The sequence below is a fragment of the Ferrimonas balearica genome, assembly GCF_019802055.1.
GTDB lineage: Bacteria > Pseudomonadota > Gammaproteobacteria > Enterobacterales > Shewanellaceae > Ferrimonas > Ferrimonas balearica_A.
The window spans coordinates 371,727-385,252 of sequence record NZ_JAHVHW010000007.1 but is presented as its reverse complement, the minus strand read 5'-3'; the positions used below and the strand labels follow the sequence as shown (position 1 = coordinate 385,252).

The following is a 13,526-nucleotide window of genomic DNA, read 5'->3' as shown; positions in this document are numbered from 1 at the left end:
TCATCGCTGACGCTTATACGTTGAGCAGGAGGAACTCCCGCTCCCAGGAGCTGATCACCTTGGAGTAGGTCTCATACTCCTTGCGCTTAACTGCCACGAAGGCTTCAACAAAACGCTTACCCAGTACTTCCGCCAGGTCTTTGTCCTGCTCCAGAGCCTGCAGGCTCTCCTCAAGGGTGCGAGTCAGCCCGAACGGCTGGTCGTAAGCTGAGGTGGTCAGGGGGTCAGTGCACTCGTAGCCTTTCATCATGCCGATGTAGCCACACGCCAGGGTGACCGCCATGGCCAGATAGGGGTTGGCGTCCGCACCGGCAAAGCGGTTCTCTACCCGGGTGTTGGCAGCATCACAGTGCGGCACACGCAAACCCACAGTGCGGTTGTCGACACCCCAATGCATAGAGGTAGGTGCGCTGTCACCAAAGGCCAGACGGCGATAGGAGTTCACGTTCGGAGCCTGGAACGCCAGGGCCGCCTTGGTGTGTTTCTGGATGCCGCCGATATAGCGCTTGAATGCGGTACTGAAGCCGCCGTTCTGACCAGCAAAGATATTGTTGCCTTCACGGTCGAGCACGCTCTGGTGGATGTGCATGGAGCTGCCGGGCTCCTCCTCCATCGGCTTGGCCATAAAGGTGGCGTATACGTCATGACGCAGTGCCGCCTCACGCATGGTGCGCTTAAAGAGGAAGACCTGATCCGCCAAATCCATGGCATCGCCATGCAGGAAATTCAGCTCCATCTGGGCTGCGCCTTGCTCATGCACCAGGGTGTCCACTTCCAGGCCCTGAGCCTCACAGAAGTCGTACATCTCTTCGAAGATGGGGTCGAACTCGTTCACCGCATCAATAGAGAAGGACTGACGCGCGGTCTCCGGTCGGCCGTTACGGCCGATGGGCGGCTCAAGGGGATAGTCCCAGTCCACGTTCTTCTGAACCAGGAAAAACTCCAGTTCAGGGGCGACGACCGGGGTCCAGCCCTGCTCTTTATATAGGTCGAGTACTCGACGCAATACGCTGCGGGGGGCAATGTCCACCAGCGAGCCATCGGGGTTGTAGCAGTCGTGGATCACCTGGCCGGTAGGCTCTGCAGCCCAAGGGACAAACCGCAGTGTGTTGGCATCAGGCACCAGCACCATGTCCCGCTCAATGGGATCCACCATGTCGTCATCGTCCGGCCAGTCGCCGGTGACGGTCTGGATAAAGATATTCTCCGGGAGACGCATGCCGCGATCTCTCAGGAATTTTTCAGCAGGGAGAATCTTCCCACGAGCGTTGCCTGTGAAGTCGGGGATAAGACACTCCACCTCAGTGATCCTGTTCTCGCCCATCCAGGCGCGGATCCTTTCCATACTCACCTCAGTCCCGGTGCGGCCCGGGCTCCCTTTTATAGTTCGCTGAATGTTTATTTTATTAAATGAAACAGCTGATCAACGGATGATCAACATTGGCTCAACTTTGCATGCACTCAGTTTCTTGTCAACCACGCGGCGTTTATTAAATTTTAATGCAGAGACAAAAATTGGGGTTTTTCGTGCCATCAATCACCACAGTGTTGCATATTACTAAACGCCATGGTCTACTTTTCGAACACCATAAAAGAGAAAGTCCAGGAAGGATCCGTACTGTATGGTTAAACATCTGAACCTGGTTACCAGCCAGGGTGAGGGGGTAACCCCAGCACAATTTATTGAAGCAAACCCGGATTTGGCGTCGATTGACCTTCTTCTGCCTGATATCAACGGGGTTTTCCGCGGAAAACGCATGCAACCGGAACAGCTGGCGAAAGTGGTCAAGGATGGCGTTTGCCTGCCCGCTTCCGTGTTCGGTCTCGACATTACTGGCGAAACGTCGGAAAGCACCGGACTGGGATTTTCCACCGGTGATGCAGACCGTCGTTGCGCCATGCTGACGCATACCCTGGCGCCCGCGCCCTGGCATGCCAAACCGATGGCCCAGGCGATGATCACCATGCTGGATGACGACGGGAACCCCTTCCCGGCCGAGCCCCGGAATGTTCTGGCGAACCAAGTGGGCCGTCTGGCCGAGCTGGGCCTGACCGCTTGTGTGGCGGTGGAGCTTGAGTTCTATCTGGTAGACCCAAAGCACGATCAGGACGGCATGGCACAGGTGCCAATGAGCCCCGATGGCGAGCACCGGGTCACTGCAACGCAATGTTATTCAGTGGATGACCTTGATCAGTACAGTGAGTTTCTCGATGAGGTGAATGCCATCTGCCGGATTCAGCAGATCCCGGCCAGCAACGCCGTTGCCGAGTACGCTCCCGGACAGTTTGAGATCAACCTGAATCATCTGCCGGACCCGGTAACCGCCTGTGATCAGGCGATGCTGCTTAAGCGGGTCATCAAGGCGGTGGCACATAAACATGGCCACAGAGCCACCTTTATGGCCAAGCCCCATCAGGATCAATGTGGCTCCGGCATGCATATCCACCTTAGTCTGCTCGATGCTAACGGTCAGAACCGCTTTGCCCAGGATGAGACTTTGCTGAAGCAAGCGGTGGCTGGTCTGTTGGAGATGATGCCCTCGAGCCAGCTGTTGTTTGCACCCCATGCCAACAGCTACCGCCGACTGCAGCCCGATATGTTTGTCCCCATCACTCCCTGTTGGGGCTATGACAACCGCACGGTGGCACTGCGTATTCCGAACGGACCTGCCAGTGATACCCGAATCGAACACCGGGTTGCTGGCGCAGACGCCAACCCCTATCTGGTGACCGCCGCCATTCTGGCCGGCGCCATTCACGGTATCGAAGGCAAATTGGTGCCCCCTGCCCCGGTAGAGGGTAACGCGTACGAGCAGGACCTCCCTGCGCTGCCTCATCGCTGGGCAGATGCCCTTGAGGTGTTCCGCAGTCCCTCTCTGATACGTGATGCGCTGGGTGACACTTTCACCGACATCTACGCCAGTGTGAAAGAGGCCGAAATCCAGCGTTTCGACCAACAGATCACCCCCCTTGAGATGCAGTGGTATCAGGACACCATCTAGGATCTTTTATGACTCAACAACACCCCGATTCCTATTACGCCGCCAGTGCCAATCAGCGTCCGGAACATCCTGCGCTGAAAGGGCAGATTGAAGCCGATGTCTGCGTCGTCGGCAGTGGCATCACCGGCGCGTCAGCGGCCCTTGAACTGGCCAAGCGTGGATACAAAGTTGTCGTATTGGAGGGCGCCAAGGTTGGCTGGGGCGCCTCAGGCCGCAGCGGTGGCCAGATGATTTTCGGCTACGCCGCTGAACAGGCCAAGCTGGCCAAGCTGGTGGGTAAAGACGATGCGCACAAACTCTGGGACATCGCCGACGAAGCGGTTTCACTGACCAAACAGCGGATCGCGGATTACAACATCCAGTGCGATCTCGCCCCGGGCCACCTGCACGCAGCCATCAAGCCCCGCCATATGAGTGAGCTGAAGGGCTGGTACGACGAACTGGTGGATGAATATGGCTACCGCAGCGTCGAGATGTGGAACAAAGCTCAGCTTCAGGAACAGATGCAGACCGACCGTTACCTTGGCGGTCTGTTTGATGCCAACTCCGGCCACCTGCATCCATTGAACTACACCCTGGGCCTGGCTCGGGCAGCAAGTGAAGCGGGTGCCATCTTTTATGAGCAGAGCCCGGTTATCCGTATCGATCAGGGTGATACCGTCACGCTGCACACCGACCAGGGGCAGGTTCGCGCCAAGTTCGTGGTGATGTGCTGTAACGCCTATATGGAGGGCCTGGCCCCCAAGATCGAAACCAAGATCATGCCGGTGGGCACTTACATCACCGCCACCGAGCCGCTGGGTGAAGAACGTGCCCGGGAGCTTATCCGCAACAACATGGCGGTAGCCGACATCAACTTTGTTCTGGATTACTTCCGCCTTTCCGGTGACCACCGCATGCTGTTCGGCGGACGGGTCAGTTACTCCACACTGGATCCCATCAATCTGGCGGGCTCCATGGCGGCCCGGATGCACACGGTGTTCCCCCAGCTCAAGGGCGTAAAGCAGGAGTACACCTGGGGCGGCTACGTAGGGATCACCGTCAATCGTGCCCCCCACTTTGGCCGACTGGCGAATAACATCTTCTTTGCCCAGGGCTTCTCGGGACATGGCATCGCTCTGACCGGTATGGCGGGCAGCCTGATGGCCGAAGCGGTGGCGGGCACCGCAGAGCGTTTTGACCTGGTTTCCCAGATCCCCCATATGGATTTTCCTGGCGGTCGACTGTTCCGCACACCTGCCCTGGTTCTGGCCATGGCCTGGTATCGGATGCGGGACATGCTCTAATCCCCACCTCACTCGGAAAGCCCGCCATTTATGGTGGGCTTTTTTGTTTGCCCCGCTTAATTCAACCGTCTGTTTTATAGGCATTTTTGAAGATATGTTGGTTCTCCGAATCGAAAGTCCGAATGTATAATCCGCCGATTACTCGAATAAGTGCCAGCAAGGATGGAGGCGTACGGAGCGATGGTCGAACTGACACACACCAAAGATGGCGCCGATCCCGTCACTGAGGCTTTCTCTACTACCTCGCTCAACCCCGGTCTCAGCGTGGATGTGGAGATCGAATCTCAGATCAAACCCCAGTTGCGCTGCCGTACCTCTCTGGTGGGCTGGCGCAAAGACAAGTACCTGGTGCTGCGCCCCAGTGACAGTCAGTACCACCTGTTCTCCAGCGAAAGCTACGTCATTCTTCGCTATCTGGTTGAAGGGCAGATCTACGCCTTTAAAACCCGCATCCTGGCGACAACCGCCAACCCAGAGCGCCTGATCTTCTGTTACTACCCGCAGCAGGTAACCAACCTGAGGCTGAGGCAGCACACCCGTTATGCCACTCGCCTGTTCGCCCAGCTTGAAGTGGACAACAACAGTGCCGAAGGGCTGATTCTGGACATCTCCGCCAGCGGCTGTCAGTTTCTGCCCCGCAGCGCCCGACCCGACGATCTCTCAGGCTCCTCGGTCAACGTGGTATTCCCCTTTCTTCGTCAGGGCCGGGACATACTGAAAATACCTGCGGTGATCCGTAACCAACGCCTGTTGGATAACGGTGTCGGTCTGGGCATTCAATTTACCGGTTCCGTTGAAGCGGTAATGAAGCTACTGATGCTGGATACGCCAGCCAGCGACGTGACCACCGATTAATCAAGAACAATCTACATTAGTATTATTTAATTTAATTGATTGTCGGGCTATGCTGGTGACTCTGGCTAAAGGAATTTGCCGATGCGTATCTTCACCCTAACCCTTCTCTTACTGAGCGGCGTGGCCCATGCCAACGAAACGGGACAGACCCTGCTCGCCCCTTTCAAACAGGAGTTGAAGCAGGCCCTGATGGCGGGATTGGAGCAAGGCCCGCAAGCTGCACTCACTGTCTGCCAGCAGCAGGCTCCCGAGATTGCCCAGCGCCATTCCGTTAATGGCGTTTTGATGGGTCGCAGCAGCGACAAGCTGCGTAATCCCAATAATCAGCCTCCTGACTGGGTGGCGCCCATTCTGAAACAGTTCCAGTCCGGAGACCTGAGCGTCGTTACCGTCGCTCTGGATCCCCAGACTCAAGGTTACGTCGAGCCCATTATGATTGGCCCGCCCTGCCTGACATGCCATGGAGAGAACATCGCGCCGGAGATTCAGCAATCCCTGGCGGAGTACTACCCCAGCGATCAGGCCACCGGCTATCAACTGGGCCAATGGCGGGGGGCGTTCTGGGTCAGCTACCCCACCGAGTGAACCAGAAAAAAAGGCCGGCAAATGCCGGCCTTTCTCGTTCTGTTACAGCGCCTGGTGGGGACCAAACAGCTCGTAGTGAATTTGGGTATCACCGATACCCAGTGCCCGAAGCTGCTCGACAATTGAGGCCATAAAGGGCTGGGGACCACACAGGTAGTATTCCCCCTCTGCGGGCAGCTGCTCAGCCACGTCAGAGAGTGTCATCAGCCCCGTGTTATGGTAATCCTCTGCGGGACGATCACTGGCCAGCGGAGAGCGATACCAGATCTGAGCACTCAGCCCGGATGATTCAGCCAGATGACCCTGCAGCGCCCCCTTCAACGCATGATGTTCGCCGTTGTCACAAGCGTGCAGCCACAGAGTAGTGGCACTCGCCTCGGCCAGGCGGGCCTCCAGCATCGCCCACATCGGCGTCAGGCCGACGCCTGCCGAGATCAGTACAACCGGCGACTCGGACGGCGCGGACAACACAAAGTCCCCCGCCGGCGGGATCACCTCCAGCACATCCCCCTCCTCGAACCGATCATGCAGCAACGCCGACACCTGGCCATCCCGCTTAACCGTAATGCGCAGGCGCTCACCGTTAGCCTGTTCGGACAGGGAGTATTGACGGATCTCGGTGTGGGTCAGCTCGGGGTGAGTGACTTTCAGGCTCAGGTACTGGCCGGGTTGGTAAAGCGCAACGGCGCCACCATCCACCGGCACCAGTTCAAAGCTGGTGATCAGAGCAGACTCCGCCACTTTGCGCTGGATCCGGAACGGCCGGGTTCCCTGCCAGCCACCCTGCTGCTCTGCAGCCTGTTGATACAGAGCGGCTTCACGGTCGATAAACACCTGCGCCAATACACCGTACGCTTTAGCCCAGGCATCGATCACTTCGTCGGTCACCGCGTCGCCGCCCAGCTCCCGCAGGGTTGCCAGAAGATGCTCACCAACGATGGCGTATTGCGCCGGTTCAATCAGAAAGCCGGTGTGTTTGTGAGCAATACGCTCGACGGCACTCTGCAGGACGGAAAGATCCTCCAGATGGGTACCATAAGCGGCGATCGCCTCAAACAGCGCCGCGGGCTGTCGACCGCTGTGCTGATGGCTGAGGTTAAACACCTCCTTCAGTTCCGGGTTATGACGAAACATGCGCTGATAGAAGTGGGCCGTCAGGGCCGGTCCCGCTTCCGCCAGCAAAGGTAAGGTGCTCTTAACAATCTCAATTGTACGCCGATCCAACATGGCAAACTCCTTTGTTGCATTTATTCTGCATGTTTTATTTCAGCCTAAAGACGCTTTTGATTTAGATCAATAAACCACTCTGAAGCGAAGCCGTAAACGAGACTTGGATCACAGCCACCCAGCGGCTTAGGGAACGACAGGTTTTCCTCAAATCGATGCCGTTAGACACCCATTTCAGGCAAAAAGCAACACATTGACAGAACATGGGGTTTTTCGACCCGAAGACAAAAAAGGCCGCCCCAAAGGGCGGCCAAACTCCCACGACCAAGGGAATTAACTGTTGAGACGGCGTCGCAGCGGCAACAGCGCCAACAACATCAGAGCAAAATAGCCCAGAGAACCGCTGTCTCTCTTCGGCGCTTCCGGCTCAGGTTCTGGCTCCGGTGTCGGTGCCGACTCACCATCAGAGATCACCTCCAGCATAAAGCTGGCACTGGCGCTGTCTGACGGATTGCTGGCATCCGCGACGGTGATGGTGACCTCGGTGGTGCCGAACCAGTGAGTGTCCGGAGTGATGTCTACCAAAGAACCACTGGTGTGGCCATGGACGGTAGCGCTGATGTAATCGCCATTCACACTGATCACCTTGTCCGATTGGGTGGCCGCGTCGAAGATCACCGCAACGCTCTTCAGGCTGCTGTTTTCCTCGATGGTGGCATCCGCAAAATGACCCAGCTTGATGGTGCCATTGCTGCCCAGAGTGTGGTGGGTTTTCAGCGTCCCGCCACCGTCGTACTGGCTGCTGGCTTCAACCACCATCTCGGCAGCAGCACGCGCGACGTAGGCAGAGAAACGCAGACGCACTTCACTCTCCTCCGGGCCACTGTAATTGCCACATACGGCGACGTTCGGCTGGACGGTACGGGTGATGTCATTAAAGGCATGGGTATCGCTTTCCCAGCCGTTATTGGGCGCCCAGGGATTACGGAAACCGTAGTAACCCCGGGTACCAACGGTGCCCTCATCATGCTCAAGTCGCTTGTAGGAGAAGATCAACTCATGCACACCGGGGGCAAAGCTGTTCTTCGCATTCATGATCAACTGGAAGCTGTTGTGGCCCGCAGTGACCTGATCACACCAGCCAAACGCATTGCAGTCCCATTCACGCGCCTGAACATTGTCCCACTGGATAATGAGGCCGGTGGTGAGAGCCGCGACCGTCACCCCCTGTACTTCAAAGTTGGGCATGTAGCCGGGCTCAACCAGACCATTGGCCATCCACAGCGGCGCCACCATGGTGTCCGGGAACTCGATCTTATCCATCGGAGCCTGGCCAAAGCTCATGTAGAACGGATCGTTACCAACCGTGATGTAACCCGCCGGGCTGATGCCGATGGTTTGATTCCACTTTTGGCCGTAGAGCTCGAAGCTCGGATGGCCGAAGGCCCAGGGCGAGATCCGGTAGAGATCCCACGCGCCACCAGCAATGGTGCTTGGCATCACGTAATAGTTGAGATCAAACCAGTTATCGTCATAGCCGGAATCGCTGAACGGCACACGGCAGCTCGCATCCTCGTCACTGGTGGTGAACTGGTAGGTTCGGGGCAAGTTGGCGGTGGAAGGCTGGATACCACTGAAGTTCAGCGTATTGCCTTCGATGCTCACCTCCCCCTCCATCGCACTTTGCACCTGCACACTGGAGGTACTGAGATTCAGCCCCTCCGGCAACGTCGCCGTCAGTGTCAGCGCACGATCGCTGTGAGTCAGGTTCGGCTTGGCGACCAATTCAAACTCCACCACATCACCCAGCTTGGCGTTGTTTTGAGAGGCATTGAGGCGCAGATCCGGTTCGCTGTAGGCCAGACGCAATCCCATGGTGCCCAGGTCACCAGAGGCGTGCTCACCCATTTCGACCGCACCGTAGTAGATGTCGCCTTGCGCCAGCTCAGGCAGGTCCCAGTTCAGTTCAACCTGATAGGGGTCAATACCGTTGCTGCTGCCGATCACCGCCGTCGATAAGTCACCACTGTCCCCTTCGGTAATGATCGCCAGACGAACATCGAACTCCATCGGCGTCTTACCCGGATTCTCCAGATGGTCAGGGGTGTTGGGGTCATAAATGGAGTAGTTGCCCACCAGCATCCAGTAACGGCCCGGAGTGGGGTTATTGATGGCGCAGAAATCCCTGGTGTAGCTGAAGGAGTAGCACAGGGCTTCCTCTGTCCACTGAATGCGACCATCACCGTTCAGATCCATGCCGATATCGATGGCAGTGTCATTGGACGCGGTGGCATTCAGCGTCGTGGCTTCGAGCACCAGACGTTTTGTCCCTTCCGGTACGTCGAAGAACTGGAAGTGCATCCCGGGATCATTCTCAATGTTATCCGGGTCGCCAATGCCACTGGACAGTTGATCCCAGGCAGGCAAAGTCAGGTAGATCGGTTCCACCTTCACCAGACCATTGACCGCCATCTGGTTTACCGGACGGGTCATCAACACTTCGGTCGGCTGACTGCCCTGGCTACGGTGGATTTCATAGGCCCCCTCCGGCGGGAACCCTGTCGCTTGGTAGCTGACACGCATCGGCAACACCTGGGTAGGCTTGCTGCTGTCTAACGGGATGATCTGAGCCTGCCCTTCAATGGTGAGATCCGACAAGCTGACACCCAGAGCCGAGAGGTCACTGGCTTGCGCCGTAAACTGAACGGTTTGCATCTGGCCCGCTTCGATACTGAACTGCTCAGGGAAGGCTTTAAGCGTCAGCATCGGCATGCCGTCGCCGACCTGCTCCTCCATCGCCACCGTCCAGGTACCGGATTCGGTTGCGCGAAAGGTACGGGTCCAGGTGCAGGTGTAGGCGCAATCGACGTTAAACAGGTAGGGCAGATTCAGCCTTGAAACGTCTCCCCCTTCCGCCGGGTTGGCAGCACGGTAGTTATCACCGGTTTCATCCAGCACCAGAGTGGCAGCGGTCGCCCTGGCAACATCCACCACACCCGCCCCCATATCGTTGAGCGGTGTCGGTACCGTGACCAGATTCCAGCTGCCGTCATACCCGGTCACCATCGGACGGTGGGCCGTAGTCATCATCGCCGATTGCAACTCTGCCGGGGTCCAGTCCGGGTGCTGCTGAGCCAGCAATGTCATGGCGCCAGCCACATGGGGAGCCGCCATTGAGGTGCCGCTCATGGTGCCGAAATTCTTGCTGAAGGGATAACGGGTGAAGGCCTGGTCATTGGCATAGGCCGCAAAGATATCAACACCGGGAGCGCCGATGTTGGGCACCATGACATTCGGCGTGGTCCGACTCGGACCGCGGGAGGAGAACTCCGCCACCTGATCGGCCGTACCGTTGTTGTCGGCAAAGATCATCCCGGCCCCCAGAGTCGCGCTGTGGTCCGCGCCCCCGTCGTTCAGCCAGTTGACCAATGCACTGCCGTCGTAGCTTTGGATCATGGCAAAGGGGATATCAAAGCCGAAGTGGTTCATGCTCTGGTCCTGAGCCATGTCATACCAGGGGTCACCATAGCTGGGGTTGTACACCACAATCGCACCACCACCAGCGGCCTGTACCGCTGCCACTTTTTCCGCAAAGGTGATGTCCCCCCGCTTACAGACCACAATCTGGTCGGCGCTAAAGGTGTCCGGGGCCCAGGCATTCTCGTAACAGAGCTCATTGCCACTGTTGGCGGAAAGCACCATCGCGCCACTGAAGTCGCTGGGCCAATAACCCCAGGCTTGCAGTTGGTCACTCCAATGCGTCCAGCCGTTGCCACCGGAGAAGCCGTTCAGATAGTGCTCTGTCACATCAATTCGACGATCCAGGGTGGTCGCCGCAACCGAGGTCAGCCAGGGACTGACGTGGTCAATGTAGTGGTAAGCCGAGTTGCCCGCAGAAGCCGATACGTGGATGCCCGCTTCCCGTGCAGCCAGAAACGCCAGCTCGAAGGGGGCGTACCAGGGCAGGCTTTCACTGCCGCCGATGGAGAAGTTGATGACGTCCACGCCATCAGCAATGGCGTCTTCGATGGCACTGATCAGCACATTGCCGGGACAGCCAACAAAGTTCGCGGCATTGGGGTCACCCTGCGGGTCATTGTATGAGCCATCACCGGGGAAACAGGCCTGATAGGAGATGATATTGGCACGGGGGGCCACACCGGAGATCCGGGGAAACACCAGGTTGGTGTCACGGCCATTGGAAACCTCCTGCTGCACTCCCAACTGGAAAGGCACATCAAAGAGGACGTTACCGGCCGTTGTGGAGGCGGTGTGGGAGCCGTGACTGTTGTAGTCCTCCCCATTGGGGGGGCGCTTGTAATCCACCTCCTCAAAGTAGAAGCGATCCTGAAATACCGGGTGCTTGTAGCTGTCGGTGATGGTGGGGTAGGAGTAAACCCCGATCAGCTTGTCGTTACACAGGCTGATGAACGCCTCATTGGTGCAGTCGCCCTTATAGACACCCGTACCCAAGGGGTTGGTGTGCTGGTAGCCATCGGCAGCTTTGGCGGCAAATGAGGGGTGGTCGGTGTTGATGCCGGTATCGATGATCCCGACCAGCATCCCCTCACCCATCGTGGTGCTGGCATTGGCCGAGGGCAGGCTCCAGACCTTATCGGCTCCAATATGGCCGGGACCACTGTCCGTCAACAGCTCATAGTTACGGGATCGCGTAACGGAGCGAACGCCCGGCAATGACGCAATTTGGGCAGCTTGCTGCTGGCTCATTGGCGCCGCGACGCCGTTAAGCGCCAATTGGTAACGGTTGCTGACTTGCACCTCTCCGGCGACACTGCGAATGGCACTTAAGTGCGCATCCTGACGCTGACCGAGAAACTGCTGATACGCCTTAACTTCTGCACTGTGCAGATTCACCTTTCCCTGAGCTGGGGAGGCAATCCCAAGCGGAAGGCGGGTCCGGCTGCGTGGTGATGTCGCCTCAAAGCCGGATACGCCACCCTGATAAAGGGCTACCGGCTGCTCATCAAACTGAATGATGTAAGTGTGCTCACCGGCAAGATCGCTCTCCCACTGGAAAGGCACTTTGCGTGCCCCGGCTCGATGAACATTGGTCTGTCCCGCCTGATTGCCCTCGGTAATTTCGCTGGGGTTAAGCCGGTTGACCCGCTTACGGGGGGCCTTCGCGGCTTCCCAGGCCTCGGCGCTCAGTTCGACGGCTGTGAGGCCCTCTGGCAGGGACATCGTCGATGACGCCTGACCAGTGCTGGCTGTGACGCCACCGGCATAGAATGCCGCCAGTGTCATCAGAGTCGCTTTTTTCATTCTCATTATGAATACCCTCTGTCACCTAAACAGATGACTCCCTGGTTTAGAGTCGCTCGGGGCACTCCCGCAGTTGGGTGTGCCTTGCCAACTGGCGAACAAAAACGCCGCCGGTATTCATCCTGTTGCGGCCCTGTTATGCATTCAAATGCCTTTTCTTCCACGCACCCTTACGCAAAACGCATAGCCGCCTTGCAGTCTCCATCGATTGCTTTTAAGTCAATGAAATGTTGGGTGAATATCTTTACCGCCTTAGCAGCAAGCACACTCAGGGGTGCAGTTCTGGAGGAAATTCAGTCCATTTTTGACGCCGGTTTCGGCCCTTGACCGGCCAAGGAGGTTCAGGACTGGAGAAACAAATAGGGTGTGGTGGGACTGGCCAACGAACAAAGCGCCGTCCGCCAGGCCAGTGTATGGGGAGTCGCTCAATTCAGTTTAAGCAGTTGCTGATGACTGGCTTTCAACACCGCCTCAATCTCTTCCATCACAGGGTGGCGATACCAGCTGCGGTGGAACACAAACCCATACTCAAATTCGACTCGCTGAGCATCGACCCTGGAGAGCGGCCGCCACAGCAGACGGTCACCAACAAGATCGCCGTAGATTTTTGGTGAGAGCACGCCAAAGTTAAACTGCTCAGCACAGGCCAGCGCGGAGTAGATGGACATCACCGACAAGCCATATGCCGCGCTCAGTCGCGCATACTGCGAGGTCGACTGCTGCTCAACAATGTCGCCGAGATATTGCCGAACCAATGTGAGCTGCTTCAGATCGTCCAGTTTGAGACTTCGTTGGCGGGCCAATGGATGATCTGGCCGGAGATAGACGCCGAGGGCAACCGCCCCCAGACGGCGCTGAACCAGATCCCGGCCAAGCTCGATAGGAAATTTGTTGATGCCGATCGCCAGCGTGCCGGCCTCCAGTTTGGGGAGCCCATCACTGGGCCAGGCACGGCAATCCAACTTGAGTGCGCTGCCTCTCTGAGCCAGGTTGTTCAGCAACAAAGGCGGGAGCACCTCGCCCACATTGACCGGCACATATACGCGCAGCTGGCCCTTATAGCATCGAAAATCAAACTGGTTCCGGTGAAGCAGCTTGGATTCCAGTTCCTCCATGGTTGGCAGCAGGTTACTGATCACCTGCTGGCCAAAAACGGTGGGCTGATAGCGGCCGCTGCTGAGCTGAAACAACTCATCGCCAAAATGCTCCCGTAGCTGATTCAGACCCCGATTCAAGGTGGAGCGACTGATCCCAAGGTGCTGGCTGACGGTTTGTGGCTTTTGATACTTGGCCAACGCTGCGGCATAACGAATCAGATTAAGATCCAGCTGTGTGCTCATCCGCGTTC

8 protein-coding genes are annotated in these 13,526 nt (G+C 57.5%); 4 read left to right on the top strand and 4 right to left on the bottom strand.

Annotated elements, in window-relative coordinates:
• Nucleotides 1-13: 13 nt before the first annotated feature.
• Nucleotides 14-1,345, bottom strand: a complete 1,332-nt coding sequence (locus KUV52_RS09360; RefSeq protein ID WP_222525675.1) for a glutamine synthetase family protein — start codon at nt 1,343-1,345, stop codon at nt 14-16.
• A gap of 277 nt (nt 1,346-1,622) precedes the next feature.
• Between KUV52_RS09360 and KUV52_RS09355 the strand changes: the two genes are divergently transcribed.
• The 4 genes from KUV52_RS09355 (at nt 1,623) to KUV52_RS09340 (ending at nt 5,728) form a co-directional block, all read left to right on the top strand.
• Complete coding sequence (locus tag KUV52_RS09355; RefSeq protein ID WP_222525674.1) at nt 1,623-3,002, top strand: glutamine synthetase family protein; 1,380 nt, start codon at nt 1,623-1,625, stop codon at nt 3,000-3,002.
• 8 nt (nt 3,003-3,010) lie between these two features.
• A complete protein-coding gene (locus KUV52_RS09350; RefSeq protein WP_222525673.1) occupies nt 3,011-4,288 on the top strand; it encodes an NAD(P)/FAD-dependent oxidoreductase in 1,278 nt (425 codons plus the stop codon).
• Between the two features lie 180 nt (nt 4,289-4,468).
• Nucleotides 4,469-5,143: a flagellar brake protein gene (locus tag KUV52_RS09345; RefSeq protein ID WP_222525672.1), complete on the top strand. Its 675-nt coding sequence runs from the start codon at nt 4,469-4,471 to the stop codon at nt 5,141-5,143.
• A gap of 81 nt (nt 5,144-5,224) precedes the next feature.
• Nucleotides 5,225-5,728 carry a DUF3365 domain-containing protein gene (locus KUV52_RS09340; RefSeq protein ID WP_222525671.1) on the top strand — a complete coding sequence of 168 codons (504 nt, stop codon included), beginning with the start codon at nt 5,225-5,227 and terminating at the stop codon, nt 5,726-5,728.
• Between the two features lie 42 nt (nt 5,729-5,770).
• Here the strand turns inward: KUV52_RS09340 and hmpA are convergent, their stop codons facing one another.
• From hmpA to KUV52_RS09325, 3 genes are all read right to left on the bottom strand, one after another.
• Nucleotides 5,771-6,955 carry an NO-inducible flavohemoprotein gene (gene hmpA, locus KUV52_RS09335; RefSeq protein ID WP_222525670.1) on the bottom strand — a complete coding sequence of 395 codons (1,185 nt, stop codon included), beginning with the start codon at nt 6,953-6,955 and terminating at the stop codon, nt 5,771-5,773.
• 273 nt (nt 6,956-7,228) lie between these two features.
• Nucleotides 7,229-12,184 (bottom strand): S8 family serine peptidase, encoded by a 4,956-nt coding sequence (locus KUV52_RS09330; protein WP_222525669.1) that lies wholly within the window; start codon nt 12,182-12,184, stop codon nt 7,229-7,231.
• 419 nt (nt 12,185-12,603) lie between these two features.
• Complete coding sequence (locus KUV52_RS09325) at nt 12,604-13,518, bottom strand: LysR family transcriptional regulator (protein ID WP_222525668.1); 915 nt, start codon at nt 13,516-13,518, stop codon at nt 12,604-12,606.
• Nucleotides 13,519-13,526 lie beyond the last annotated feature (8 nt).

What these genes read in the sequence shown, in the direction of transcription:
- KUV52_RS09345 (WP_222525672.1), top strand. Translation starts at nt 4,469, where the DNA reads ATGGTCGAACTGACACACACCAAAGATGGCGCCGATCCCGTCACTGAG.
- KUV52_RS09340 (WP_222525671.1), top strand. Translation starts at nt 5,225, where the DNA reads ATGCGTATCTTCACCCTAACCCTTCTCTTACTGAGCGGCGTGGCCCAT.
- KUV52_RS09350 (WP_222525673.1), top strand. Translation starts at nt 3,011, where the DNA reads ATGACTCAACAACACCCCGATTCCTATTACGCCGCCAGTGCCAATCAG.
- hmpA (WP_222525670.1), bottom strand. Translation starts at nt 6,955, where the DNA reads ATGTTGGATCGGCGTACAATTGAGATTGTTAAGAGCACCTTACCTTTG.
- KUV52_RS09325 (WP_222525668.1), bottom strand. Translation starts at nt 13,518, where the DNA reads ATGAGCACACAGCTGGATCTTAATCTGATTCGTTATGCCGCAGCGTTG.
- KUV52_RS09330 (WP_222525669.1), bottom strand. Translation starts at nt 12,184, where the DNA reads ATGAGAATGAAAAAAGCGACTCTGATGACACTGGCGGCATTCTATGCC.
- KUV52_RS09360 (WP_222525675.1), bottom strand. Translation starts at nt 1,345, where the DNA reads ATGGAAAGGATCCGCGCCTGGATGGGCGAGAACAGGATCACTGAGGTG.
- KUV52_RS09355 (WP_222525674.1), top strand. Translation starts at nt 1,623, where the DNA reads ATGGTTAAACATCTGAACCTGGTTACCAGCCAGGGTGAGGGGGTAACC.